The sequence below is a fragment of the Streptomyces niveus genome, assembly GCF_001723055.1.
GTDB classification, from domain to species: domain Bacteria; phylum Actinomycetota; class Actinomycetes; order Streptomycetales; family Streptomycetaceae; genus Streptomyces; species Streptomyces niveus.
In genome coordinates, this window is record NZ_MDCR01000133.1 from 1 (window position 1) to 24,367 (window position 24,367).

At 71.3% G+C, this 24,367-nt stretch carries 18 protein-coding genes; 7 read left to right on the forward strand and 11 right to left on the reverse strand.

The genetic code is table 11. The features are described from left to right. The 3 genes from BHU15_RS16875 to BHU15_RS16885 all read right to left on the reverse strand — a co-directional run. Positions 1-882, reverse strand: an 882-nt coding sequence (locus tag BHU15_RS16875) for an AfsR/SARP family transcriptional regulator (protein WP_171908383.1), incomplete at its 3' end; no start/stop codon positions are given. Between the two features lie 51 nt (positions 883-933). Further along, on the reverse strand, positions 934-1,728 hold the full coding sequence (locus BHU15_RS16880; protein ID WP_069627947.1) for an SDR family NAD(P)-dependent oxidoreductase: 795 nt from the start codon (positions 1,726-1,728) through the stop codon (positions 934-936). Between the two features lie 29 nt (positions 1,729-1,757). Beyond that, the gene (locus BHU15_RS16885) at positions 1,758-3,836 is read right to left on the reverse strand and encodes a SpoIIE family protein phosphatase (RefSeq protein ID WP_069627948.1); all 2,079 of its coding nucleotides are present in this window, start codon (positions 3,834-3,836) and stop codon (positions 1,758-1,760) included. A 179-nt stretch (positions 3,837-4,015) separates the two neighbouring features. Between BHU15_RS16885 and BHU15_RS16890 the strand changes: the two genes are divergently transcribed. Both BHU15_RS16890 and BHU15_RS16895 read left to right on the forward strand, forming a co-directional pair. Continuing rightward, the gene (locus tag BHU15_RS16890; RefSeq protein WP_069627949.1) at positions 4,016-6,445 is read left to right on the forward strand and encodes an RICIN domain-containing protein; all 2,430 of its coding nucleotides are present in this window, start codon (positions 4,016-4,018) and stop codon (positions 6,443-6,445) included. A gap of 251 nt (positions 6,446-6,696) precedes the next feature. After that, positions 6,697-8,493 carry a pectate lyase-like domain-containing protein gene (locus BHU15_RS16895; RefSeq protein WP_079128190.1) on the forward strand — a complete coding sequence of 599 codons (1,797 nt, stop codon included), beginning with the start codon at positions 6,697-6,699 and terminating at the stop codon, positions 8,491-8,493. 114 nt (positions 8,494-8,607) lie between these two features. Here the strand turns inward: BHU15_RS16895 and BHU15_RS40135 are convergent, their stop codons facing one another. After that, a complete protein-coding gene (locus BHU15_RS40135) occupies positions 8,608-8,757 on the reverse strand; it encodes a hypothetical protein (protein ID WP_167756268.1) in 150 nt (49 codons plus the stop codon). 217 nt (positions 8,758-8,974) lie between these two features. Here BHU15_RS40135 and BHU15_RS16900 point away from each other — a divergent pair, with 217 nt between their 5' ends. Together BHU15_RS16900 and BHU15_RS16905 are read left to right on the forward strand one after the other, a co-directional pair. Continuing rightward, positions 8,975-9,499 carry an NUDIX hydrolase gene (locus BHU15_RS16900; RefSeq protein ID WP_079128193.1) on the forward strand — a complete coding sequence of 175 codons (525 nt, stop codon included), beginning with the start codon at positions 8,975-8,977 and terminating at the stop codon, positions 9,497-9,499. A 48-nt stretch (positions 9,500-9,547) separates the two neighbouring features. Beyond that, positions 9,548-10,309, forward strand: a complete 762-nt coding sequence (locus tag BHU15_RS16905; protein WP_107422870.1) for a glycoside hydrolase family 75 protein — start codon at positions 9,548-9,550, stop codon at positions 10,307-10,309. Between the two features lie 69 nt (positions 10,310-10,378). Here BHU15_RS16905 and BHU15_RS16910 read toward each other — a convergent pair whose 3' ends face one another. Beyond that, the gene (locus BHU15_RS16910; RefSeq protein WP_023543512.1) at positions 10,379-11,902 is read right to left on the reverse strand and encodes an amino acid permease; all 1,524 of its coding nucleotides are present in this window, start codon (positions 11,900-11,902) and stop codon (positions 10,379-10,381) included. A 95-nt stretch (positions 11,903-11,997) separates the two neighbouring features. Next, the gene (locus BHU15_RS16915) at positions 11,998-12,996 is read right to left on the reverse strand and encodes a hypothetical protein (protein ID WP_079128191.1); all 999 of its coding nucleotides are present in this window, start codon (positions 12,994-12,996) and stop codon (positions 11,998-12,000) included. Between the two features lie 258 nt (positions 12,997-13,254). Between BHU15_RS16915 and BHU15_RS16920 the strand changes: the two genes are divergently transcribed. From BHU15_RS16920 to BHU15_RS16930, 3 genes are read left to right on the forward strand one after another with little or no spacing between them, the layout of a single operon-like run. Further along, positions 13,255-14,763 (forward strand): FGGY family carbohydrate kinase, encoded by a 1,509-nt coding sequence (locus BHU15_RS16920; protein WP_069627951.1) that lies wholly within the window; start codon positions 13,255-13,257, stop codon positions 14,761-14,763. Further along, positions 14,760-16,187 carry an NAD(P)/FAD-dependent oxidoreductase gene (locus BHU15_RS16925; protein ID WP_069627952.1) on the forward strand — a complete coding sequence of 476 codons (1,428 nt, stop codon included), beginning with the start codon at positions 14,760-14,762 and terminating at the stop codon, positions 16,185-16,187. Before BHU15_RS16920 ends, BHU15_RS16925 begins: the two co-directional genes overlap by 4 nt. Beyond that, positions 16,184-17,509, forward strand: coding sequence for an NAD(P)/FAD-dependent oxidoreductase (locus BHU15_RS16930; protein WP_069627953.1), 1,326 nt, complete (start codon positions 16,184-16,186; stop codon positions 17,507-17,509). Before BHU15_RS16925 ends, BHU15_RS16930 begins: the two co-directional genes overlap by 4 nt. Positions 17,510-17,675: 166 nt before the next feature. Here the strand turns inward: BHU15_RS16930 and BHU15_RS16935 are convergent, their stop codons facing one another. From BHU15_RS16935 to BHU15_RS16955, 5 genes are read right to left on the reverse strand one after another with little or no spacing between them, the layout of a single operon-like run. After that, positions 17,676-19,175, reverse strand: a complete 1,500-nt coding sequence (locus BHU15_RS16935; RefSeq protein WP_255293131.1) for a mucin-5B — start codon at positions 19,173-19,175, stop codon at positions 17,676-17,678. Beyond that, positions 19,175-20,146 (reverse strand): sugar ABC transporter substrate-binding protein, encoded by a 972-nt coding sequence (locus BHU15_RS16940; RefSeq protein ID WP_069627954.1) that lies wholly within the window; start codon positions 20,144-20,146, stop codon positions 19,175-19,177. The genes BHU15_RS16935 and BHU15_RS16940 overlap by 1 nt, the downstream gene beginning before the upstream one ends. Next, on the reverse strand, positions 20,143-21,195 hold the full coding sequence (locus BHU15_RS16945; RefSeq protein ID WP_079128192.1) for an ABC transporter permease: 1,053 nt from the start codon (positions 21,193-21,195) through the stop codon (positions 20,143-20,145). Before BHU15_RS16945 ends, BHU15_RS16940 begins: the two co-directional genes overlap by 4 nt. Next, positions 21,192-22,742, reverse strand: coding sequence for a sugar ABC transporter ATP-binding protein (locus BHU15_RS16950; protein ID WP_069627955.1), 1,551 nt, complete (start codon positions 22,740-22,742; stop codon positions 21,192-21,194). The genes BHU15_RS16945 and BHU15_RS16950 overlap by 4 nt, the downstream gene beginning before the upstream one ends. Continuing rightward, the gene (locus BHU15_RS16955; RefSeq protein WP_069627956.1) at positions 22,739-24,142 is read right to left on the reverse strand and encodes an aldehyde dehydrogenase family protein; all 1,404 of its coding nucleotides are present in this window, start codon (positions 24,140-24,142) and stop codon (positions 22,739-22,741) included. The genes BHU15_RS16950 and BHU15_RS16955 overlap by 4 nt, the downstream gene beginning before the upstream one ends. Between the last annotated feature and the right edge of the window lie 225 nt (positions 24,143-24,367).

Sequence of the window (24,367 nt, forward strand, 5' to 3'; positions counted from 1 at the left end):
GACGAGGCGGCGGGCCGGCAACTCGACGGAGAGCAGCGCCAGTTCGGACTCCCGTCCGACGAACGAGGTGAGGCGGGCGGGCAGATTGCCCGGGAGGGCGGCCGGGGCGGCGGCCGGATCCCGGTGGCGCCGGGCGTCGTTCTCGTCGTCGGCCAGCAACTCGGCGTGCAGGGACCGCAGTTCCAGCCCCGGCCCGGTGCCGAGCCGGTCGGCCAGCAGGGCACGTACCTCCTCGTACGCCTGAAGGGCCTCGGCCCGGCGCCCCGCCGCGCGCAGTGCCCCGATCCTCGTCGCCTGGAGCGGCTCGTCCAGCGGCGCCCCGGCGGCCAGCGCGGCGAGTCCCGGCAGTGCGCGCTCCGGGCGGCCGAGCCGGACGTCGGCCGTCAGACGGGCGCGGCGCGCCTCGGTGAGCTGGCGCCGCGCCCGTACGCCCAACGGGTCGGTGTCCCCGCCGGGCAGATCCGCGAGTGCCGGCCCGCGCCACAGCGCCAGCGCCTCGTCCAGCAGGACGGCCGCGCGGGCGCCGTCCCCGGCGGCGAGCGCCGACGCCCCCTCGGCTGCGAGCCGTTCGAAGCGGAACACGTCGATGTCGTCGCGCGCCGCCACCAGCCGGTAGCCGCCGGGCACGGACTCGATCGCGGCACCGCCCAGCGCCTTCCGCAGCCGCCCGATGAGGGCCTGGAGCGCGGCGGCCTCGTCGGCGGGCGCCTCCGGTACGTCGTCCCACACCTGCGCGGCCAGCCGGTGGACAGGCACGGGGCGGCCAGCGGCGGCGGCCAGCGCGGTGAGCAGCGCGCGCACCCTCGCCCCGCTGAGCGGAACCTCGGCGCCGTCCGGGCCGAAGGCCCTGGTCGTACCGAGTACGTCGTAGCGGTAGGTCACCGGATCATTGTCCCCCGCCGGGCGCGGCCGGGGACGACGGAGCGGCCGGGATCAGGTGGTCTTGACCTGTCCGCCGTCGATGACGAATTCGGCGCCGGTGATGTTGGCGGCGCGGGCGGAGGCCAGGAAGGCGCAGAGTTCGGCCACCTCCGCCGGTTCGGTGACGCGCCCGGTGGTGATGCCCATCTGCCGGGGCACGACCTCGTCGAGGGTCTCCTCGGCGCTCTTTCCGGTGCCGGCCGCCGTGGCTTCGGCGAAGCCGCCGGGGGCGGTCCAGAACGGGGTACGGACCGGCCCAGGTGCGATGGCGTTGACGCGTACGCCCTGTGCGGCGAACTCCTCCGACAGGGATTTGGTGAGATTGCTCAGCGCCGCCTTGGCCGCCGAGTAGTCGACCACCATGGGGAAGGGCAGACGCGCGTTGACGGAGCTGATGTTGACGATCGCCCCGCCGTCGCCGGTGAGCAGGTGGGGAAGCGCGGCGCGGCTGGTGCGGACGGCGCTGAAGAAGGTCAGCTCGAACACGTGCTGCCAGTCGGCGTCGCCGATGTCCAGGAAGCTGGAGCGGGGGTTCGTGACGCCGAGGTTGTTGACCAGCACGTCTACGCGGCCATGGCGTTCGACGGCGGCGTCGACCAGCCGGCCCGGGCCCTCGGCGTCGCCCAGATCGACGGGGACGAACGTCGCACCGTACTTCTCGCACACGGCGGCGAGTTCAGGGGTCCGGGTCCTGCTGCCGGCGACGACGTGGGCGCCCTCACGGCCGAGGGTCTCGGTGACGGCCAGTCCGATGCCCTTGCTGGCACCGGTGACGACGGCGACCTTGTCGGTGAGTTCCAGGTTCATCTGCTCGCACTTCCTCTCTCGCGAGTCCGTCAGGGGAATCCGCGTCCGCGCGCGCCGGCGGCAGGCCGGTCCGGTGGCGCGAACTCGCACCAGACGGCCTTGCCGTCCCCGCGCGGCTCCACCCCCCAGCGCGCCGACACCGCGTCGACCAGCAGCAGCCCGCGTCCCGATGTCGCCGCCTCGCCCGGCCACCGCCGGCGCGGCCAGGCGCTGGAGCGGTCCTTCACCCAGAGCCGGACGCGCCGTACCGGTCCGGGTACGACCTCCAGGGTCAGGACAGCGCCTCCCTCGGTGTGCAGGAGTACGTTCACCAGCAGCTCTCCGGCGGCCAGTTGGACATCGTCCGCCAGGGCCGCGAGGCCCCAGTCCTCCAGCGCCTGGCGCAGCACGGCGCGCGTCTCGGCCAGGCCCTCCGGGTCGGCCTGGTGGATGTACTGGTGGATACGGGGCGCCTGGCGGGTGCCGGGGTCGGGTGCCCGGTGCAGGACGAGGAGCGCCACGTCGTCGCCGGTGCCCCAGCGGTGCCAGAGCCGGTCGGCGAGATGGTCGGCGAGCGCGCCCGCCCGGCCGGGCCCGGTACGTACGGCGTGGGCGAGTTCCGCCATGCCCTCCTCGATGTCCAGTCCGGACTCCTCCACGAGCCCGTCGGTGCACAGCACGAACGTCTCGCCGGGCACCAGGTCGAGCCGGGTCTCGGGGAAGTCCTCCTGCCCGAACTCGGTGGCCAGGCCCAGTGGGAGGCCGCCGCTCAGATGGGGCCAGCCGGTTCTGCCGTCGGTGTGCCGGACGAGCGGACCCAGGTGCCCGGCGCGTACCGCCCGTACGGCTCCGGTGGCGGGGTCGAGCTCGGCGTAGGTGCAGGTCGCGAAGCGCTCGGTGTCCAGCTCGACCAGGAACCGGGAGGCCCGCGCGAGCACCGTGGCCGGTGGATGGCCCTCGCCGGCGAAGGCGCGCAGCGCTATGCGCAGCTGTCCCATGACGGCGGCGGCGTGTGTGTCGTGTCCCTGGACGTCGCCGACGACGACGCCGACCCTGCCGCGCGGCAGGGCGATCACGTCGTACCAGTCGCCGCCGACGTCTCTCCCGCTCCAGGCGGCGTGGTAGCGCACGGCGATCTCGACGCCGCTGAAGGCGGGGATGTCGCGCGGCAGCATGGACGACTGGAGTCCGGTGGCGAACTCCCGTTCCTGGTCGAAGAGGATCGCGCGCTGGAGCGACTGGGCGACGATGCCGGCCAGGCCGAGACAGACGTTGCGGTCCTCGGGCGTGAAGTGGGTGCGTCCCCGGTAGAAGAGCGCGAGGCCGCCGATGGAGCGGGCCTGGGCCACGAGCGGCAGGAAGGCCGCGGCGTCGAAGCCGTGGCCGTCGACGTGCGGGCGCGGCCTGGTCCGGTCGTCCGCGCGGCCGGGGAGGGAGGTGGCGAAGTGGGCACGCTGGGTGAGGGCCGCGCGGGCGAGCGGCCTCGCGTCGTCCAGCGGGGCGAGGGGCGGCTCCTCCGCCGTCTCCAGGGACTCTCCGGACAGGGCGACCAGTCTGACCGCCCCGCCGTCGACCAGGCCGAGTGCCAGTCCCTCGGCCCCGAATCGTTCCAGGCCGGCGACGTCGCCCAGGACGGCGGTGACGTCGTCGACGGTCAGGGCGCGGGACAGGGCCTCGGTGGTGCCCTGGACGATGCCGGTGAGCCGTCGACGGCCCGCCTCCTCGGCGCTGACCTCGGCAAACTCGGTCAGTTCGGTGGTGGCGTTGCGGACGATGCCGATGACGCGGTGCGGGGATCCCTGTGCGTCGCGCAGGATGCGGGCCCGGACATGGGTCCACTGACGGATGCCGTTACGGCGGGTGACCTGGAAGTACGCTCCGTACGACGTCCGGCCGCTGCGGATCGCGCGGTCCACGGTGGCGTCGAGACGTATGCCCTCCTCGGGCGGTACGCGGCGGCTGAGGGTTTCGGGATTGCCGTCGTACTCCCCCGGGCGCAGGTCGAACACCGCCAGCCCCGCCGCATCGAGATCGAGGGTCCTCTTCAGCAGGTCCCAGTCGAAACTCCCCATACGGTTCAGGGCGAGCCGCTTGTCCGCGCCGATGGCCGGGCGGTTCCGTCCTGCCATGTGCCCGCTCCGGAAGTAGAGATTGTGTAAGAAGCGTAACTTTTCTGCCATCTCAGTGCATAACGCCTCCACTCCGTCCTGTCCGGCACCTGGACACGGTGGGGGCGTCGTGCTGTGATGCGCAGTGGCTCTTTCCAACGTTGTACAACCCTTCGTCGATGTTGTGGACGGGAGACCCGATGACGCTCGACCGGCGACATTTCCTCGGTACCGGCGCCCTCGCGATCGGCGGTGCGGGCCTGCTGGGGCCGCTGGCACCGACGGCCGCCGCCGTACCCCCGGCGCGCGGCGGCTGGTACACGCCGAACGCCGCGCCGCTCGCCCCCACCGCCTTCCAGAAGCTGCCGCTGGGCAGCGTCACCCCGCGCGGCTGGCTCACCGGCCAGCTGCGCCTGCTGCTCGACGGGCTGTTCGGCCGGTACGCGGAGGTCTCGCACTTCCTGCGGTTCGAGGACTCCGGCTGGGCGCACCCGGAGAAGGACGGCTGGGAGGAGGTCACCTACTGGCTGCGCGGTTACGTGAGCCTGGCCGCCCTCACCGGCGACCCGGCCGCCCTCGCCACCGCCCGCCGCTGGATCGACGCGATCATCGCCACCCGGCAGCCCGACGGCTTCTTCGGGCCCACCCGGCTGCGTACGGCGCTGAACGGCGGGCCGGACTTCTGGCCGTATCTGCCGCTCCTTCAGGCGCTGCGCTCGCACGAGGAGTTCACCGGCGACGAGCGCATCGTGCCGTTCACCCTGCCGTTCCTGCGCTACATGAACACGCAGGGGCCCGGCGCCTTCAACTCCAGCTGGGTGTCGAAGCGTTGGGGTGACGGGCTGGACATCGTCTTCTGGCTCTACAACCGCACCGGTGAGTCCTTCCTGCTCGATCTCGCGGACAAGATGCACACCCACGGCGCCAACTGGGTGGACAACTTCCCCGACCTGCACAACGTCAACATCGCGCAGGGCTTCCGCGAGCCCGCCCAGTACGCGCTGCGGTCCGGCTCGGCGGAGCTGACCCGGGCCACGTACCGGAGTTACGCCTCCGTCATGGGTGCCTACGGCCAGTTCCCCGGCGGCGGTTTCGCCGGCGACGAGAACTCCCGCCCCGGCTTCGACGACCCCCGGCAGGGCTTCGAGACCTGCGGCACGGTCGAGTTCATGGCCAGCCACGAACTGCTCACCCGGATCACCGGCGACCCGGTGTGGGCCGACCGGTGCGAGGAGCTGGCCTTCAACCTGCTGCCCGCGGCCACCGACCCGGAAGGCCGGGGCGTCCACTACATCACCAGCGCGAACAGCGTCGAACTCGACAACACCGCCAAGAACCAGGGCCAGTTCCAGAACGGCTTCGCCATGCAGGCGTACAAGCCGGGCATCGTCCCCTACCGCTGCTGTCCGCACAACTACGGCATGGGCTGGCCCTACTTCACCGAGGAGTTGTGGCTGGCCACCCCCGACCGGGGTCTCGCGGCGGCGATGTACGCGCCGAGCCAGGTGCGCGCGAAGGTCGGCGACGGCACGGAGGTCACGGTCACCTCGGACACCGACTACCCGTTCAAGGAGACCGTCACCCTCACCGTCAACACGCCCCGGCGGGTCACCTTCCCGCTCTATCTGCGGATCCCCGGCTGGTGCGCGGACCCCCAACTCACCGTCGCCGGACGGCGGGTGGCCGTACGGGGCGACGGGCCGCGGTTCGTGAAGGTCGAACGCCAGTGGAGCGGCGGCGAGCGGGTGACCCTGAAGCTGCCGCAGCGCACCACCGTACGGACGTGGGAGGACAACCACGGGGCCGTGAGCGTGGACCACGGGCCGCTCACCTACTCCCTCAAGATCGGCGAACGGTACGAACGGTTCGCGGGCACCGAGGACTTCCCCGAACTCTCGGTGCACCCCACCACCCCGTGGAACGTCGGCCTCGCGCCCGATCCGCTGCGCGGGCTGCGGTTCACGGCGGACCGCGGACCGCTCGCGGCGAACCCCTTCACCCATGAGGGGTCGCCCGTGCGGATCACCACCTCGGCGCGCCGCATCGAGGAGTGGGTGGCCGACGACCAGCGGGTCGTCGCTCCCCTCCAGGACAGTCCGGCCCGCAGTACGGCGCCGCCCGAGCCGGTGACGCTCATCCCGATGGGCGCGGCCCGGCTGCGGATCACCGCCTTCCCGACCGCGTCGCCCGGCGGGCGGGCCTGGACGGCGGAGCCGCCGTACCGCCGGATACGGAACAAGCACAGCGGCAAGGTGCTCGCCGTGGACAACATGTCGCTGAACGCGGGTGGGCGGGTCGTGCAGTTCGACAACACCGGAACGGCTGACCACGCCTGGCAGTTGGCCCCGGCGGGCGGCGGCTGGTTCCTGATCCGTAACGGCCACAGCGGGAAGATCATCGGCGCCGAGGGCGGATCGACGGCGAACAGCGCGCGGATCGTGCAGTTCGACGACGACGGGCGCGGCGACCATCTCTGGCAGCTGGTCGACCGGGGCGACGGCTGGTCGCTCATACTCAACCGGCACAGCGGGAAGGTCCTGGGCGTCGACGGGATGTCGACGGGCAACAGCGCGCAGGTGGTCCAGTTCGAGGACAACGGCACGGACGACCACCTCTGGCAGTACGTCTGACCCGGAGTCCGGCCCGGAGGCTGATCCGGAGGCTGATCCGGGGCTCCGCCCCGGCCGGTGACCGCCGACGCCCAACTGGGCGGCGGCGGTCACTTGTTGTCGGCAACACAACCCATGACGGTCCATCTGTTCACAACTCTTGACGTGTACGAAACAGCAGAGCAGCATCAGCCGTGCATCCGGAGAGCGCTCTCTCGTGATTCACGGAGGGCTTTCCGCGCGTTCCCCCCACCGTTCACGACACAGGAGAGATGCCCGTGCACGCTCCCCCCACCGGTTCTGCGGCGTTCCGCGGCGCACCGTCGCCGTCCCGCCGCCGCGGACTGGCGGCGACGCTCGCCGCCACCCTGGCCGCGACCCTGCTGGCCTTCGTCCCGAGCAGTCCCGCGCACGCCGACCCGATCGAGGGCGGCGGCGATCTCGGCCCCAACGTGATCGTGTTCGACCCTTCGACGCCCAACATCCAGGGCAGGCTCGACGAGGTCTTCAAGCAGCAGGAGTCGGCCCAGTTCGGCTCCGGCCGCTACCAGTTCCTGTTCAAGCCCGGTACGTACAACGGGCTCAACGCCCAACTCGGCTTCTACACCTCGGTGTCGGGTCTCGGGCTCTCGCCGGACGACGTCAGCATCAACGGTGACGTGACCGTGGACGCCGGCTGGTTCAATGGCAACGCGACCCAGAACTTCTGGCGTTCGGCTGAGAACCTGTCGCTCAACCCGGTGAACGGGACGAACCGCTGGGCCGTCTCACAGGCCGCGCCGTTCCGCCGTATGCACGTCAAGGGCGGGCTGAACCTCGCTCCCGACGGTTACGGCTGGGCCAGTGGCGGCTACATCGCCGACAGCAAGATCGACGGCTCCGTGGGACCGTACTCGCAGCAGCAGTGGTACACCCGCGACAGCCAGGTCGGCGGCTGGCAGAACGCCGTGTGGAACATGACGTTCTCCGGGGTGGAGGGCGCGCCCGCGCAGTCCTTCCCCGACCCGCCGTACACCACGCTGGAGACCACCCCCACCTCCCGCGAGAAGCCGTTCCTCCATCTCGACGGCGACGCCTACAAGGTGTTCGTGCCGGAGAAGCGGACGAACGCGCGCGGGGTGACGTGGGACAGCGGCGCGCCCGCGGGCTCGTCGATCGATCTGGACCAGTTCTACGTGGTCAAGCCGGGCGCGACGGCGCAGACCATCAACGCCGCGCTCGACCAGGGCCTCAACCTGCTGTTCACGCCCGGCGTCTACCACGTGGACGAGACGATCGAGGTGAACCGGGCGGACACCGTCGTCCTGGGTCTCGGGCTCGCCACGATCATCCCGGACAACGGGGTGACGGCGATGAAGGTCGCCGACGTGGACGGGGTGAAGCTGGCCGGCTTCCTGATCGACGCCGGTCCGGTCAACTCCGAGACGCTGCTGGAGGTCGGCCCCGAGGGCTCGTCCGCCGACCACTCCGCGAACCCGACCACGGTCCAGGACGTCTTCATCCGGATCGGCGGCGCCGGGCCCGGCAAGGCGACCACGAGCATGGTCGTCAACAGCGACGACACGATCATCGACCACACCTGGGTGTGGCGGGCGGATCACGGTGACGGGGTCGGCTGGGAGACCAACCGGGCCGACTTCGGTGTACGGGTGAACGGTGACGACGTCCTGGCCACCGGCCTGTTCGTCGAACACTTCAACAAATACGACGTCGAGTGGTACGGCGAACGCGGCCGGACGATCTTCTTCCAGAACGAGAAGGCGTACGACGCGCCGAACCAGGCCGCCATCCAGAACGGCGACACGAAGGGCTACGCGGCCTACCGGGTCGACGACTCGGTCGAACAGCACGAGGGCTGGGGGATGGGCAGTTACTGCTACTACAACGTCGATCCCACGATCCAGCAGCACAACGGCTTCCAGGCGCCGGTGAAACCGGGCGTGAAGTTCCACCATCTGCTGGTGGTCTCGCTCGGTGGTCAGGGCCAGTACGAGCGGGTGATCAACGACACCGGCGAACCCACCTCCGGGACGTCGACCATCCCCTCGGTCGTGGTCCAGTTCCCCTGACGCGGCGACTGTTCCGAGGCGCCGTACCCGGAACAGGCAGCCGCAGGCAGGGCCCGGCCTCGTGAAGAGGCCGGGCCCCGCCCTGTGCGGGTACCCACGGTGGTCCGTGCCCGGTCAGCGCCTGCCGCCACGCAGCTTGCCGAACAGCCGGCGGGCCTGTTCGCGCTTCCTCGGGTCCGACGAGGCCGCGCGCGCCTGACCGATCACGCGCTGCCCCTGCGGGCTACGGGTGAAGGCCTTGATGCGGTCGATGATTCCGGGCATGCCGTCTCCTGCGCTTCGATGACACCGACGGCCCCGCCGTGGGGCCTCGGACTACGTCTACCCCTCTAACGCCGCGAGACTCCCATTACGTTCCCATGACCCTCCCTTTACCTTTTGGCCGGCGCCGGGGCGGCTTCGGGCGCCGTCGGGACGGACCGGCTGCCCCGCATGCGCTCCCCCGATGGCGGCCCCGCCGGACCCCGCTCAGACTGACGTGATGTCAGGGAAGCGAAGCGCCGGACTCCTCCTGTACCGGGTCACGGCCACGGGCACCGAAGTGCTCATCGGGCACATGGGCGGCCCGTTCTGGGCCGGCCGTACGCGGGCCGCGTGGTCGATCCCCAAGGGGGAGTACGGCCCCGACGAGACGCCCGAGGCGGCGGCCGACCGGGAGTTCGCCGAGGAAGTGGGGCACCCCGCGCCCGAGGGGCGCCGGGAGCCGCTGGGCGAGACCCGTCAGTCGGGCGGCAAGACCGTCACCGTATGGGCGATCGAGGCGAACTTCGATCCCGCCCTCGCCGTACCGGGCACCTTCACCATGGAGTGGCCGCGCGGGTCGGGCGTGGAGCGGGAGTTCCCGGAGCTCGACCGGCTCGACTGGGTCCCCCTGGAGGACGCCGTGGAGCTGCTGGTGACGGGGCAGCGGATCTTCCTCGGCCGGCTGGCCCTCTCCATGGAGAGCCGCGCGGACGATGAAGGCGGCAAGGGCGAGTGGAGCGACGAGGGCTCCGTCGGGAAGTAGCGCCCGTACGCAGAGAAGATCCGGCAGTCCGGAAAGGGAGACGCCTCCGTGCACCATCGATCCCACATCCACGCCGCTCTCGGCGCGGTCCTGCTCACAGCGGCGGCGCTGCCCGCCACCGCGCACCCCGCGTCGGCGCTCGACACGACGCGTCTGCCGCCGCCTCCGGCGCCACGGGACGGGGCGGCGGGACCGCAGGCCGCCGCGGGTTCGTTCCGGCTGGACGGTCCGGTCACGGCCGACGCCCTGCGGGCGAAGGTCCAGGGCTGCGCACGCGTCTCGAAGGGTCTGTACCGCAGCGACCAGGGCCGGTCCGCCGACATCCCCGTGTGCGGGAAGAAGGGCGCCGTGCACTGGAAGGCCGACCTGGACATCGACTGCGACGGCCAGGTCACCGCGCGCTGCAACAAGCGCACCGACCCGTGGTTCCACGGGGACACGGCCTTCCACCAGTCGAACGGCGAACCGCTGAACGCGGAGAAGCTGCCGTACATCGTGGTGCCCGCGCCGAGCAAGGTCTGGGACTACCGGGCGGCCGGCGTCCGGGGCGGCGGTGTCGCGGCCGTCGTGTACAAGGACCGGGTGGAGTACGCGGTGGTGGGCGACACGGGTCCCGCTGCGCTCGTCGGGGAGGCCTCGTACGCCGCGGCGAAGTCGCTCGGGATCGACCCCGATCCGGCACGTGGCGGAGTCGCGTCGGGGGTGACGTACATCCTGTTCAAGAACTCGCGGGTCACGCCGATCGAGAACCGGTCGGCGGCGGTGAAGCTGGGCGGCGAGCTGGCCAGGAAGTTCCTTCAGGACAACTGACCGGCGTCCTTGGTACGGAGGCGATGTCGGCTCCGCCTCCGTACCGAGGACGTGCGGTGGGGCGGGGAGCTACACGATGTTCTCGGAGATCTCCGACTGCTCGCGGGCGCTTCCGTACGACTGCGGGGTGCTGTACGAGCCGCGCGCCGCGTACCACCAGGCGGTGGCCAGGGCCAGCACGACGGCCAGCGCGACCACGGCGTAGTTCATGGTGTCCGTGGTGACCGGGTTCTTCTGCGGCAGCAGGAAGACCACGGTGATGATCACGACCCAGACGACGGCGATCCAGCCGATCGGCTTGCTCCAGCGGCCCAGCGTCCAGGGACCGGGCTGGAAGCGGTCGCCGGCGCGCAGCTTGAGATAGATCGGGATCGCGTACGCGGGGGTGATGCCGATGACGTTGATCGCCGTCACGGCGCCGTACGCGGTCGGCGAGTACAGCGACGGCAGGGCGAGCACGCACGCGAAGCCGACCGACAGCCACACCGCGGGCACCGGGGTCTGCGTACGGCTGCTGACGCGCCGCCACAGGGCCGATCCGGGCAGGGCGTTGTCCCGGCTGAAGGCGAACACCATACGGCTGGCGGCGGCCACTTCGGCGTTGCCGCAGAACAACTGCGCCATGATCACGACAAGCAGAAGAGCGCTGGCGCCGTTGGTGCCCAGGACGTCGATGAAGATCTGCGCGGGTGGCACGGCCGCGCCGCTCGTGGCCGCGTAGTCCTGGATGGCGAAGGTCAGACCGGCGAGGAGGGCGAACCCGGCGATCCAGGAGACCCAGATCGCGCGCACGATGCCGCGTGCGGCGGAGACGGAGGCGTTGGACGTCTCCTCGGAGAGATGGGCCGAGGCGTCGTAGCCGCAGAAGGTGTACTGGGCGAGCAGCAGACCGATCGCGGCGACATAGATCGGGTTCTCCCAGCCGGTCTCGTTGACGAACTGCGTGAAGACGAACTCGGGCGACTGGTGGTTCTTGGGGACGACGGCGAGGATGCCGACGATCAGGGCGACGCCGCCGAGGTGCCACCAGACGCTGATCGAGTTGAGCACGCTGACCAGCCGGACGCCGAACAGGTTCAGCGTCGCGTGCAGCAGCAGGATGCACATGAAGATGACCATGGTCCAGCCGGGCGTGGGCTCGAAGCCCCACTGGAGGTTCAGGAACGCGCCGGTGAACAGGGCCGCGCCGTAGTCGATTCCGGCGATCGCGCCCAGCAGTCCGAGCAGGTTCAGCCAGCCGGTGTACCAGCCCCACTTACGTCCGCCGAGCCGGTCGGCCATGTAGTAGAGGGCGCCCGACGTGGGATAGGCGCTGGTCACCTCGGCGAGCGCCATGCCTATGCAGAGCACGAAGAGACCGACACCGACCCAGCCCCACAGCATCACGGCGGGGCCGCCGGTGATGAGCCCGAAGCCGTACAGGGTCATGCATCCCGAGAGGATCGAGATCACCGAGAAGCTGATGGCGAAGTTGCCGAAACCGCCCATCCGGCGGGCGAGTACCGGCTGATAGCCGAGTTCCCTCAGGCGTTCTTCCTCGTCCTGCTGCGGCGCTGGTTCCGACTTCGACCAGACCGGTGGGGAGACGGACATGGCAGTACCTCCGGGTACGGAGAGATGAAGAGACAAGGGTGCTGTGCGGTGGGGACCTTGCGTTGTCGGGGCGGCGGCCGGGGCGCCGAGGGGGTCTAGGAATCCGGTTTCCGCTCGGCGGCGGCGGCGAAGCAGCGGGCGCGGGCGCGGGCGAACACCTCCTCGACCTGGCCGGTGTCGTTCGGGCTGCGGGCCCGGTAGGCCCACGGCAGCGGGGTGTAGTACGGCCCCAGAGCCTCGAACACCCTTGCCGCCTCGGCCAGTTGGAGCGAGCCCCACAGGGCGTGCGCCAGATAGTTGAGATCCAGCAGGGAGGCTTCGCCCGGCACGGAATGGTCGAACCAGATGTTCAGCGCCCGCAGCGCGTCCCGGGTGGCGTCCTCGGTGACCCAGTGGAGGTCCAGCGCCTTCTCGTTGCCGCCCTCCCTGCGGTACCGCTCGACCCGTACGAACAGCGGAAGGGCCTGGAGCGCCGAGCCCTCGGACGCGGAAGAGGCCGCCCACTGGACGAAGTTGACCGCCTCGGACAGCGAGCCGTCGGACCTGCGGGCGTACACGAACTGGAGCATCCGGTGGTACGCCTCGCGGTTGCCCGGGTCGCGTTTGTCGGCCTCGGCGAGCAGCGCCCACGGGCCGGGGAAGAGCATCGGCCCCGGCGGCGCCAGCCGGTTCTCCTCCATCCGCTGCTTGCCGTCGAGTTGGGCGAGGGCGAGCAGACAGACCCAGGGGACGGGGTCGGCCGGCACCAGCCGCGCGGTGTCGCCGCACGCCTCCCACGCCTGCTGCCAGAGGTCGGTCGTCCGCGCGTGGCCCTCGCGGTGCGCGCGCAGGGCGCGTTCCACCGCGACACGTGTCTGCATGACGACCGCCGCCGTGCTGTCCGGTTCCTCGGCCAGCCAGGTGTGCACGGTGTCCGAGCCCGCGGCGACGGCGGCGAGCACCTGCGTACGCTGGGTCCACAGGGGCCAACCACGTGTGTCGGCGAGCATCTTGCGCATCGACAGCCAGCGGCCGGTGCGCAATTCCTGTACGGCCGCGCGGAGTTCACCGTCGTGGCCTGCTGGGTGATAGAGCGGACGAAAGCGATCGCTCACGGACCCTCTGCCCGATTCTGCCGCAACTCCGCCTCTTTCCGGTGTAGTTCACATCCCAACACCCGAGAATCACGCTACTCAGTGACACTCCGCTGTTACTCGGCGATCAGTGTAGGGGTCAATCCGGCGGCCTTTGAATACTTTGCTGATCTTAGGCAACCCTGAGTGCATGTCGTGACCTTGACGTCGCAGGCAGGCCGCGCCACCCTTTCGCTGAGTGATCGAACGATCACCGGTACTACGAGCGAAACATGTGACATGCCGCCTGTTCAGCACTCCCCCGGCAGCGCCGTGGACCCGTCCTCGCGGCCGGTGCTCGCCGTCGACCAGGGCACCTCGTCCACCAAGGCCCTGGTGATCTGCCCGGAGCGCGGGGTGATCGGCAGCGGCTCCGCCCCGGCACCGCCCCGGTACGGCTCCGGCGGGCTGGTCGAGGCCGACCCCGCCCTGCTGCTCTCCTCGGTCGTCGACGCGGGGCGCCGGGCGCTCGCCGAAGCGGGTGAACCCGTCGCGGCGGTCGGGCTGGCGAACCAGGGCGAGACCGTCCTGGCGTGGGACCCGGACACCGGTGCGCCGCTCACCGACGCGGTCGTGTGGCAGGACCGGCGTGCCGCCTCCGTCTGTACCGAACTCGCCCCGCACGCCGCCATGTTGCGGGAGCTGACCGGGCTGCCGCTGGAGCCGTACTTCGCCGCGCCGAAGATGGCGTGGATCCGCCGGAACCTGACCCGTGAAGGCGTCGTCACCACGTCGGACTCCTGGCTCGTCCACCAGCTGACCGGCGCGTTCGTCACCGACGCGGCGACGGCGGGGCGTACCCAGCTGCTCGACCTCGACACCGCCGCGTGGTCCCCCGCCGCGCTCGACGTCTTCGGGATGGGCGGCGAGCGGCTGCCCGAAGTGGTGGACGCGGCAGGGCAGTTCGGTGTCACGACCGCCTTCGGCGACGCGATTCCCCTGACGGGCCTGCTCGTCGACCAGCAGGCCGCGCTGCTCGCGCAGAGCGTGACCGAGCCAGGGACGGCCAAGTGCACCTACGGCACCGGGGCGTTCCTCCTCGCGCAGACCGGCGCGCGCCCGCTGCGCAGCACGGCCGGTCTGGTCGGCTGTGTTGCCTGGCGCCTCGGCGGCCGTACCAGCTACTGCCTCGACGGACAGGTCTACACGGCGGCCTCGGCCGTGCGGTGGCTGACCGATCTCGGGGTGATCTCCGGCGCCGACGACCTCGACCGGGTGGGCGCGTCCGTCGCCGACAGCGGGGGCGTCACCTTCGTACCGTCGCTCGCCGGACTCGCCGCGCCGTGGTGGCGCGGCGACGCGAAGGGGTCGCTGAGCGGGCTCAGTCTGGAGACCGGCCCCGGACATCTGGTGCGGGCTCTGTGCGAGGGCGTCGCGGCGCAGGTCGTCGGGCTGGCGGACGCGGTGGCCGAGGACACCGGTACGCCCCTGGAGTCACTGCGGGTCGACGGCGGGCTGACCCGGTCGGACCTGCTCATGCAGACACAGGCCGACCTGCTCCAACTGCCCGTCGAGATCTCCCCGTCGCCCGACGCCACCGCGCTGGGGGTGGGCGCCGTCGCCCGGCTCGGGCTGGACCCCGCGATGACGGTCGAGCGGGCCGCGCCCAGGTGGCGGCCCAGGAAGGTCTTCGAGCCGCGGATCGGGGCGGCCGAGGCCGCCGAGCGGCTGGGCGTCTTCCGTACGGAGGTGGCGGCGCTGATCGCCCGTACACCGGCCGGTACGGACAGCGGCGCGGGCGCGGCATGACGGTCACCAGGTCCGGGCCGCTGCCGGACGAGGTGTACGACGTGGTGGTCGTCGGCGCCGGGGTCGTCGGCGCGGCGATCGCGCGCGAGCTGGCCCGGTATCCGCTGCGTACCGCGCTGGTCGAGGCGTCCGCCGATGTCGGCGAGGGGACGTCGAAGGCCAACACGGCCATTCTGCACACCGGTTTCGACGCCGTGCCTGGGTCGCTCGAAGCGCGGCTCGTACACGAGGGCCAGGGCCGGCTCGCCGCGTACGCCGAGGAGTGCGGCATCCCGGTCGAGCCGATCGGTGCCCTGCTCGTCGCCTGGGACGACGAACAGCTCGCCGCGCTGCCGGCGCTCGCCGGGAAGGCCGAGCGCAACGGCTACCGGCGCACCCGGACGGTCCCGGCCGACGAACTGCGCCGACGTGAGCCGCATCTGGGGCCGGGAGCGCTGGGCGCGCTCGAAGTCCCCGACGAGAGCATCATCTGCCCGTGGACGACGACGCTCGCGTACGCGACCCAGGCGGTACGCGGCGGGGTCGACCTGCATCTCGGCTGCCGGGTGAGCGAGGTGACCGAGGGGTCCCCGTCGTCGCGGGACAGGCTGCATCGGCTCGCCACCGGACGCGGGCCCCTGCGCACCCGGTGGCTGGTCAACGCGGCGGGTCTGTACGCCGACGCGTTCGACCGGCTGCTCGGCCACACCGACTTCTCGGTGACTCCCCGGCGCGGTCAGCTCATGGTCTTCGACAAGATCGCGCGCGCGTTGGTCGGTCATATCCTGCTGCCGGTGCCCACGGCGCTCGGCAAGGGGGTGCTGGTGTCGCCGACCGTGTACGGCAATGTGATGCTCGGCCCGACCGCCGAGGATCTGGACGACAAGCGGGCGACCGGTTCGACGGCCGAAGGGCTGGCGTTCCTCCGTGAGAAGGGCCGGCGGATCGTGCCGGACCTCCTCGAAGAGGAGGTGACCGCCGTGTACGCGGGGCTGCGCGCGGCGACGGAGCACGACGACTACGCGATCCGCTCGCACCCCGAGCAGGGTTATGTCACGGTGGGCGGCATCCGGTCGACGGGGCTGACCGCGTCGATGGCGATCGCCGCGCATGTGGTGGAGCTGCTGACGGAGGCCGGTGCCGGGGTGGGTACGGCGGGGGAACTCCCGCCGCTGACGATGCCCTATCTCGGCGAGGCCCGCGCCCGGCCGTACCGACGCGCGGACCTGATCGCGGCCGATCCGGCGTACGGGGCGCTCGTGTGCCACTGCGAGCGCGTCTCGCGGGGCGAGATCCGGGACGCGCTCGCCGCCGACATCCCGCCCTCGTCGCCCGAGGGGCTGCGGAGGCGCACCCGGGCGCTGGGCGGCCGGTGCCAGGGGTTCTACTGCGGGGCCGAGCTGCGCGCCCTGTTCGACGCGCCCGGCACGGAGGCCGCACGATGACCCGCGAACAGCCCGTATCTCCAACAGGGCGGCGGGAGCGCGCCGTCGACGTCCTCGTGGTCGGCGCGGGCCCGGCCGGTCTGGCGCTGGCGTCCCGGCTCGCCGCGGCCGGCGGCGTCGGTGTGGAGGTCGTCGACCGTGAGGACGAGCCGGGGGGTGTCCCCCGGTACTGCCTCCACGCCGGGTTCGGGACGCGTGATCCGCGCCGGCCGATGACGGGCCCGGCGTACGCGCTGCACTGGGCGGACGCGGCGGTGCGCGCCGGGGCGACGCTGCGTACGGGTGTCACGGTGACCGGATGGAGCGACGGCCCCCCGAAGGGCCCGCCGACCGGCCCGCCGACCGACCCGCTCGCCGTCGACGTGACGAGCCCGGCCGGTCTGGAGCGGATCACGGCGCGCGCGGTCGTCCTGGCCACCGGTGCCCGCGAACGTCCCCGCAGCGCCCGTCTCGTACCGGGCACCCGGCCCGCCGGGGTGTTCACCACGGGAGAGCTTCAGCGGACGGTGCGTCTGCGCCACCGGGCCCTCGGGCGGCGCGCGCTCGTCGTGGGCGCCGAGTCCGTCAGCTACTCCGCCGTGCGAATCCTGCGGGAGGCCGGGGTCGAGGTGGTGGCAATGGTCACGGAGCTGCCCCATCACCAGGTCTCCCCCGTCACGGCACTCGACGCCCGGCTCCGGCACGGCGTCCCGCTGCTCGTCGGCACACGGGTGGGTGAACTGCTCGGCCGGGGACGGCTGTCGGGGGTGGTGCTGCGGCGGGCGGACGGCCGGAGCACGACCGTCGCCTGCGACACGGTGGTGTTCACCGGCGACTGGATCCCCGACCACGAGCTGGCCCGCCTGGGCGGGGTCACGCTCGACCGCGCCACCCGGGGCCCGGCCGTCGACGGGTCGTTCCGTACCGACCGGGCGGGGGTCTTCGCGGTCGGCAACCTGCTGCGCGGCATCGAGCCCGCGGGCACGGCCGCACGGGAGGGCCTGCTGGCCGCCGCTCCCGTACTGCGCCATCTGACGGACGGCGCCGCCCCGGCCGCGCGGGTACCGGTCCAGGTCGAGGCACCTCTGCGGTGGATCACACCCAGCCGGCTGGATCCGGCGGACCCGCGTGTCGCGACGGGCGGCTTCATCCTCCGTACGGAGAGCGGACTCGCCCCGTGGTCGTCGCTGGTCGTCAGCCGGGCCGGGACAGAACTCCACCGGCAGCGGCTCGTCCTTGGCGCGACCCCCAACCGGACGCTGCGCCTGTCGGCCGCCTGGACGACGCGGGTACGGGCCGAGGACCGGGACGCCGGGCCCGTAACGGTCTCCGTGGAGCATTAGGGCACTGGGCCGGGCCCGGACAAAAAGGCGGCCCCACCGGCAGGGGGTGGACCGGTGGGGCCGATGGGACTCTGCGGCGGGGAAGCCGCAGGCTCGGGTCGAAGAGGCATGTGCCCCCTCGACCCGCGCGTTACTCCCTGGGATGCCTACGACATCGTTCTCTTCGCTACTTCTTCCCCTTGGGCACGAACATCTTGATGTCGGTCAGGCTGGCGCTGCCCTCGTACACGTTCGTGTACAGGTCTCCGATGACGAAGGAGTCCGGGTAGGCGGATCCGGAGGGCCACTGGTCGGGCCAGGTGGCGCTGCCGTTGTAGTCGTTCTGCACGAGGCTGTTGTTGTAACGCCCGTCGTACTCGCCCGGCTTGACGTTGTAGTGCCAGATCGGCTTGTCGTCGACGATGAACGGCCGGTGGAAGCGCAGCGTCTGCTGCCCGGCGCGCGCGAAGTTGCCGCTGGCCTCCAGCGTGTAGCCGGTGGCGTCACGCTCGATGGCGAACGTGTAGTCCTGGTTGGGCATCAGCTCCGGCTGGAGCTCCGCCGCCGACGACAGCTGCTGCTCGGCGACGCCGTCCGAGCAACTGGTCATGAACCACTGCGAGTTGCCCGCCAGACCGCCCTTGCCCGGGGTCCAGTTCGGCAGTCCGCTGATCCACATGTTGACCGTGTTGAAGCTGCTGTCCTTGTAGTCGTAGTACGTGTCGTCCGCCGAGTTGCAGACCCGGCCGCCGGTGCCCGTGCCGACCCGGTCGGGGTGCTGGGAGAAGGAGTCCATCAGGACCTTGCGGCGGTAGTGCCAGAAGTGGTTGTTACGAGGCGCGGGGTCGGCGAAGTCCACGATCGACAGGAAGTGGAAGCCGTTGTATCCGTACTTGCCGGCCCGGACGTCCTGCCACTCGCAGTACGGCGCCGACGCGTCACCCTCCCAGCCGGGGCTGTTCGAGCCCTCGCCCCACGGGTGCTGGGTCTTGCAGCCGTCCTTGCTGTAGCCGTTGGTGCGGTTGTCGTAGTCGATGGTGCCGTTGCGCTTCCCGCCGAAGTCGAGCGTCTTGAGCTTGTACTCGATGCGGTACTGGTCCGGCAGGGACTCCGTGGGCCGGAAGATCGCGCCGCCGGTGTGGTCGGGCACGTTCAGCTCGGCGACGGTCTGGCCGCCGGCCGTGCTGTTGGTGATGGACGGCTCCTTCTCGATCCGGCCGTCCTTGTTCCAGTCGCGCGCGGAGAGCGAGGCGGTGAGCCAGCCGCCGTCACCGACCGTGAACTCCTTGCGGTAGGTGTCGAAGGAGTTGAACGCGGTGTTCCACGCGGGCCCGTAGTCGTTCGCGTACCACTTGCCGTTGTCTTCCATGATGGTGTCGAACGGCTCGCTGTACGTCTCACGGGTCCAGGACGCCCGCTTGGGGTCGAGCTTCTTCTTGAAGCTCTCCTGGTGGAGCAGCTTCCACTTCGGTGCCTTGGGGGGCTTCGGCGGCTTGGCGGGCTTGCCCGCCGCCGTGGCCGCGCCGGTCCCGTCGTCCGGGGCCGCGTTCGCGGACCCGAGGGAGAGGGGGACGACGAGGGCGCCGCAGAGCAGCGCCGTCAGGGCGTACGCGCGCTTCGTCCGGGGCAGGGACCGGGTGCGGCCGGTCCCGTCTCCCGGTGGTGGATTCGAGGGTGTGCGGCTCATCAGAAGTTGCCCTTCGGGTCGTAGTACTTCTCCGCGTTCTCCTTGGTGACGCGCGGCGAGGGCACGACCGTGTCCTTCTCGGGCTTCTTGCCGTCGAGGATCTCCACGGTCCTGTCCAGGCCGAGACTGCCGATCACATCGGCGTCGTTGAGGCCGGTGACCAGGTAGTTGGTCCCGTCACCGATGGCCTTCAGCGCCTCCGCCTGGCCGTCGACGCCCGCCAGCACGATCTTGTCGGCGCGGTTGGCGTCCTTGACGGCGCGCTGGGCGCCCAGGCACATGGCGTCGTTCTCGCAGAAGACGGCGTCGATGTCGTCGTGGGCGGCGAGCAGGCTCTCCATCACGGTCAGTCCGCCGTCGGAGCTCCAGTTGCCGTAGTCGGGGGCCTCGACGAGTTCGATGCCGGACGCGCTTTCGAGTGCGCCCTTCACTCCGTCCGTACGGGCCTTGCCGATGCTGTTGTCGGCGGGCCCGCCCTTGATGAGGGCGACCTTTCCGCCGTCGGGGAGCTGCTCGACGAGGAACTCGCCGTTCTGCTTGCCGATCGCCTCGTTGTCGGGGCCGACCCAGCTGGCGTACTCGCCGGTCTGGAACTTCCGGTCGACCAGGACGGCCGGTTTGCCCGCCGCCTTGAGGGAGTTGAGGACGGCGGGCGCCGACTCCAGCGGTCCGCCGGAGATGATGACGGCGTCGACGTCCTTGCTCAGCAGGTCCTCCACGTTGGAGGCGAGCTTGGCGGCGTCGCCGCCCGCGTCCGTGCTGAGGATCTCGACGTCCTTCTTCTTGGCCTGGGCCTTGATGGCCTTGTCCATGCCGTTGAAGTAGGGGCCGCCGAGGGTGAAGTTGGCGATGCCGACCGTGTAGGAGCCGTCGCCCTTCTCACCGGTGCTCCCGGAGCCCGATGAGCAGCCGGCGAGAGCCGCGGTGAGAACTCCGGCCACCAGCACACCGGTTGCTCGTTTCGTGATCATGATGGACTTGCCTTTCCGGGATTCGGATCGTTCACGGTCGCGCTGCGGAAGCGGCCGGTGCGCTGGATGAGGATGACGGCGACGATGATCAGGCCCTTGAGCACCTGCTGCCAGAAGCTCTGTACGTCGTAGAGGTTGAGCAGGTTGTTGATCAGCGCGAGGACCAGGACTCCGGCGAAGGTGGCGCGTACGGAGCCCTTGCCGCCGGCCAGGCTGGCTCCGCCGATGACGCAGGCGGCGATGGCGTCGAGTTCGAACGCGGTGCCGACGCTGGGCTGGGCGATGCCGACCCGGCTGGCGAGGATGACGCCCGCGAGACCGGCGCAGGCCCCGGAGATGGTGTAGGCGAGGACGATGTGGCGCCGTACGCCGATGCCCGCGAGGCGTACGGTCTCCGCGCTGCCGCCGATCGCGACGAGGGAGCGGCCCGCCGGGGTGCGGCTGAGGAAGACGCCGCCGACGAGGAAGACGCCCAGCATGATGAGGGTGGAGACGGGCAGCGGTCCGATCACCGCGGAGCCGAGCTCGAAGAAGCCGGGCTTCTCGGGCGCTACGGGGGTCTCCGAGTAGACGAAGGCGAGTCCTCTGATGGTGGTGAGGGCCGCCAGCGTCACGACGAAGGGCGCCAGTTGGAAGCGCGCCACCAGCGCTCCGTTGACGAGTCCGAAGCCGATGCCGGACGCGACGCCGACCGCCATGGCGACGGGTACGGGCAGTCCGGAGGAGAGTCCGGCGGCGACGATGCCGGAGAAGGCGACGACCGAGCCGACGGAGAGGTCGATGCCGCCGGTGAGGATCACGGCGAGCATCCCGTAGGCGAGCAGACCGGTGGTGACCATCTGCTTGAGCAGGTTGGTGATGTTGCCCTCGGTGAGGAAGGCCTCGGTGGTGGAGCCCGCCACCACGACGAAGACCACGAGGAGCGCGACGATGCCGGTCTCGACGGTGATGTCGTGGCCGGCGACGGTGAGCCGGGGCAGCCGCACTCCCCGTGGCGGCGGTGGTCCGCCGTCGCCGGGCCCGGTGGTCCTGGTGAGCTGTTCGGTCATGCTGCGTGTCCGATCGCGTGGGCGAGGACCGTGTCCTCGGTCGTACCTTCCGAAGGGAGTTCCGCGGCGATCCGCCCCTCGTGCATCACCAGCACCCGGTCGGTGGCGCCGAGCACTTCGGTGAGGTCGGAGGAGATCAGCAGGATGGCCATACCGTCGCGGGCGAGTTGGTCGAGCATCCGGTAGATCTCGGCGCGGGTGGCCATGTCGACGCCGCGGGTGGGCTCGTCGAGCAGCAGCACTCGCGGCCCGGTGAGCAGCCATTTGGCGAGGACGGCCTTCTGCTGGTTGCCGCCGCTGAGCGTGCGTACGGGCAGCTTCGCCGAGTGCGCGGGCCTGATGTCGAGCCGGTCGACCATGGAGACGACGTCGCGCCGGCGGCGCGCGGTGTCGAGCAGCGGGCCGCGCGTGGTGGTGCGCAGGGTGGTGAGGCCGATGTTCTCGGCGGTGCTGAGGCCGAGGACGAGTCCGGTGCCCTTGCGGTCCTCGGTGACGAGCGCGAGTCCGGCGGCGATGGCCTCGCGGGGGCTGTGGAACCGTACGGCGTCGCTGCCCGGCGCGCGGACGGCGCCGGTCCTCGCGGGCTCGGCGCCGAAGACGCACCGGGCGAGTTCGCTGCGGCCGGAGCCGACGAGCCCGAACAGGCCGGTGATCTCGCCCGCGCGCAGAACGAAGGAGACGTCGCTGAGCTCGCCGGTGCGGCCGAGGCCCGACACGTCGAGCAGGGTGTCGCCGTCGGCGGGGCGGCGCGCCGGGTAGAGCTGTCCGGCGGGCCGGCCCGCCATCAGCCGGATGAGTTCGTTCTCGTCGGTGCGGTCGGGGGTGGTCTCGGCGACCACCCGGCCGTCCTTGATGACCACGATGGAGGTTGCCAGTTCGGTGACCTCGGCGAGCCGGTGCGAGACGTAGATGATCAGGACGCCGCGTTCCTGGAGGCGGCGGATGAGTACGAACAGCGCTTCGAGGTCGCTGCCGGCGAGGACGGCCGACGGCTCGTCGAGCACGAGCACCTTTGGCTCGCCGCCCTCGCTGACGAGGGCCTTGGCTATCTCGACCATCTGCTGACGGGCGACGGTGAGCCGGCCCGCCTTGACGCGGGGGTCGATGGCGCCGTAGCCGATGCCGTCGAGCAGGTCGCGGGCCCGGCGGTGCGCGGCCTTCCAGTCGATGAGACCGCCGAGGCGCCGCGGGAAGTGGCCCATGAGGAGGTTCTCGGTGACGGACAGCTCGGGCACCAGGGTCAGTTCCTGGTGGACGGTGCGGATGCCGTGGGTGTGGGCGTCGTGCGGTGAGCGCAACGCGACGTCCTCGCCGTCGAGTTGAAGCTCTCCGGCGCTCATCCGCTCGGCGCCGGCGAGGATCTTGATGAGTGTGGACTTGCCCGCGCCGTTGGCGCCGACGACGGCGAGCACCTCGCCGGCCCGGCCGGTGAGGTCCACCCCGTGCAGGACTTCGGTGGGGCCGTACGACTTGTGCACCCCGCGTATCCGCAGGACGGGGCGGCCCGGTGTGGGCCGGACGGGCGTGGACCGGGTCGGCGTACTCACCCGAACGCCTCCATCACGATGATCGTCTTCTGCCGGGTGAACTCCAGGGCCGTGTCGTGCAGGCCCTCGGCCGAGCCGCCGGTGTCCTTCGGTCCGCCGAAGGGCAGGTTCTCGGCGCGCAGCGCGGTCGACCCGTTGATGACGACGCCGCCGACCTCCAGACGTCCGGCGAGTGTGAAGGCGCGCTGGATGTCCCGGGTGAAGACGGCCGCCTGGAGGCCGTACGGGGAGGAGTTGGCCAGTCGTACGGCGTCGAGCGGGTCGGTGAAGCGGGCCACGGGTGCGACGGGGCCGAAGATCTCGTCGGCGAAGGCGGGGCTGTCCTCGGGCACGTCGACGAGGACTGCGGGGTCGTAGAAGGCGCCCCGGCGCCCGCCGCCGGCCGCTTTGCGCGCGCCGTCGGCGACGAGCGCGGCGACCGCCGACTCGACGCGTTCGGCGGCCTCCTCACTGATCAGTGGTCCGACATCGTTGCCATCGGCCAGTTGGTCCCCGACGCTGAGTTTGGCGGCCCCCGCCAGCAGCGCGTCGACGAAGGTGTCGTGCACACCGTCCTGGACGTAGACGCGCTTGACGGCGCAGCAGATCTGACCGTTGCCGCGGGCGAGCCGGCCGAGGACCACGGCGTTCGCCGCCGCCTCGATGTCGGCGTCGTCGCAGACGATCAGGGCGTCGTTGCCGCCGAGTTCGAGGTGGACCTTCTTCAGGGTGTCGGCGGCGCGGCGGGCGATCTCACGGCCGGCGGTGGTGCTGCCCGTGAGGCTGACGGCCGCCACGCCGGGGCGCGAGGCGAGTTCCTGCGAGATGTGCACGCCGCCGGTCAGCATCTGGTGGGCGCCTTCGGGGGCGCCCGCGCGCTCCACGAGTTCGCCGATCCGCAGCACGGCGAGCGGGCAGCGCGCGGGCGGGTGGACGAGGACGGCGTTGCCTGCGGCGAGGGCGGCCGCCGCCTTGTGGGCGTACAGCTCGACCGGGTAGTTGAAGGGCACCAGCGCGGCGACCGGGCCGATGGGCTCGCGGACGGTGACGGCGAGGTGCTTCTCCAGACCGGGGACGGCGTCGAGCGGGATCTGCCGTCCGAAGAGGCGGGTGGCCTCGCCCGCGAAGCCTCGGAAGATCCGTACGGCGGCGCGCACTTCCTCCACCGTCTGGAAGAAAGGCTTGCCGTTTTCGGCGGCGAGCAGCCGCGCCAGGTCGTCGGATTCGGCCTCGATCAGCTCGGCGACGGTCAGCAGCAGGCGGGCGCGCGCGTGGGCGGGCATTGCGGCCATCGCCCGTTGCCCGTGTGCCGCGGCGGCGAGGGCGGCGGTGACGCGTTCCGGGCCGAAATCCTCTATATCGCCCAGCAGTTCGCCGGTTCCTGGATTGCGTACGGGCAGGGGTGCGGTTCGGGTGGGCATGCGGCGCTTACTCCTGGGTGCAGGGCTCGACAGAAGTCCGTTCGGCACTTCGAACACGTGGTGGGGCGATGCTGACGCACGCCCATTAGTTCGTCAACACGTCTTACAAAATCGGAAAGCGCTTTCCCGATGCCGCCCCAGGAGGCCGGGCAGCCGCGCTCCCCACGTCCGCCGGAGCGCGCGGAGCGCCTCGCTTCCCCGTCCGGTGAACGGCGGATGAGCGGA

Excerpts from the sequence above, each read along its gene's own strand:
- BHU15_RS16880 (WP_069627947.1), bottom strand. The coding sequence starts at position 1,728 with ATGAACCTGGAACTCACCGACAAGGTCGCCGTCGTCACCGGTGCCAGC.
- BHU15_RS16935 (WP_255293131.1), bottom strand. The coding sequence starts at position 19,175 with ATGAGCCGCACACCCTCGAATCCACCACCGGGAGACGGGACCGGCCGC.
- BHU15_RS16885 (WP_069627948.1), bottom strand. The coding sequence starts at position 3,836 with ATGGCAGGACGGAACCGCCCGGCCATCGGCGCGGACAAGCGGCTCGCC.
- BHU15_RS16890 (WP_069627949.1), top strand. The coding sequence starts at position 4,016 with ATGACGCTCGACCGGCGACATTTCCTCGGTACCGGCGCCCTCGCGATC.
- BHU15_RS16925 (WP_069627952.1), top strand. The coding sequence starts at position 14,760 with ATGACGGTCACCAGGTCCGGGCCGCTGCCGGACGAGGTGTACGACGTG.
- BHU15_RS16920 (WP_069627951.1), top strand. The coding sequence starts at position 13,255 with ATGCCGCCTGTTCAGCACTCCCCCGGCAGCGCCGTGGACCCGTCCTCG.
- BHU15_RS16930 (WP_069627953.1), top strand. The coding sequence starts at position 16,184 with ATGACCCGCGAACAGCCCGTATCTCCAACAGGGCGGCGGGAGCGCGCC.
- BHU15_RS16910 (WP_023543512.1), bottom strand. The coding sequence starts at position 11,902 with ATGTCCGTCTCCCCACCGGTCTGGTCGAAGTCGGAACCAGCGCCGCAG.
- BHU15_RS16900 (WP_079128193.1), top strand. The coding sequence starts at position 8,975 with ATGTCAGGGAAGCGAAGCGCCGGACTCCTCCTGTACCGGGTCACGGCC.
- BHU15_RS40135 (WP_167756268.1), bottom strand. The coding sequence starts at position 8,757 with ATGCCCGGAATCATCGACCGCATCAAGGCCTTCACCCGTAGCCCGCAG.
- BHU15_RS16945 (WP_079128192.1), bottom strand. The coding sequence starts at position 21,195 with ATGACCGAACAGCTCACCAGGACCACCGGGCCCGGCGACGGCGGACCA.
- BHU15_RS16940 (WP_069627954.1), bottom strand. The coding sequence starts at position 20,146 with ATGATCACGAAACGAGCAACCGGTGTGCTGGTGGCCGGAGTTCTCACC.
- BHU15_RS16895 (WP_079128190.1), top strand. The coding sequence starts at position 6,697 with ATGCCCGTGCACGCTCCCCCCACCGGTTCTGCGGCGTTCCGCGGCGCA.
- BHU15_RS16955 (WP_069627956.1), bottom strand. The coding sequence starts at position 24,142 with ATGCCCACCCGAACCGCACCCCTGCCCGTACGCAATCCAGGAACCGGC.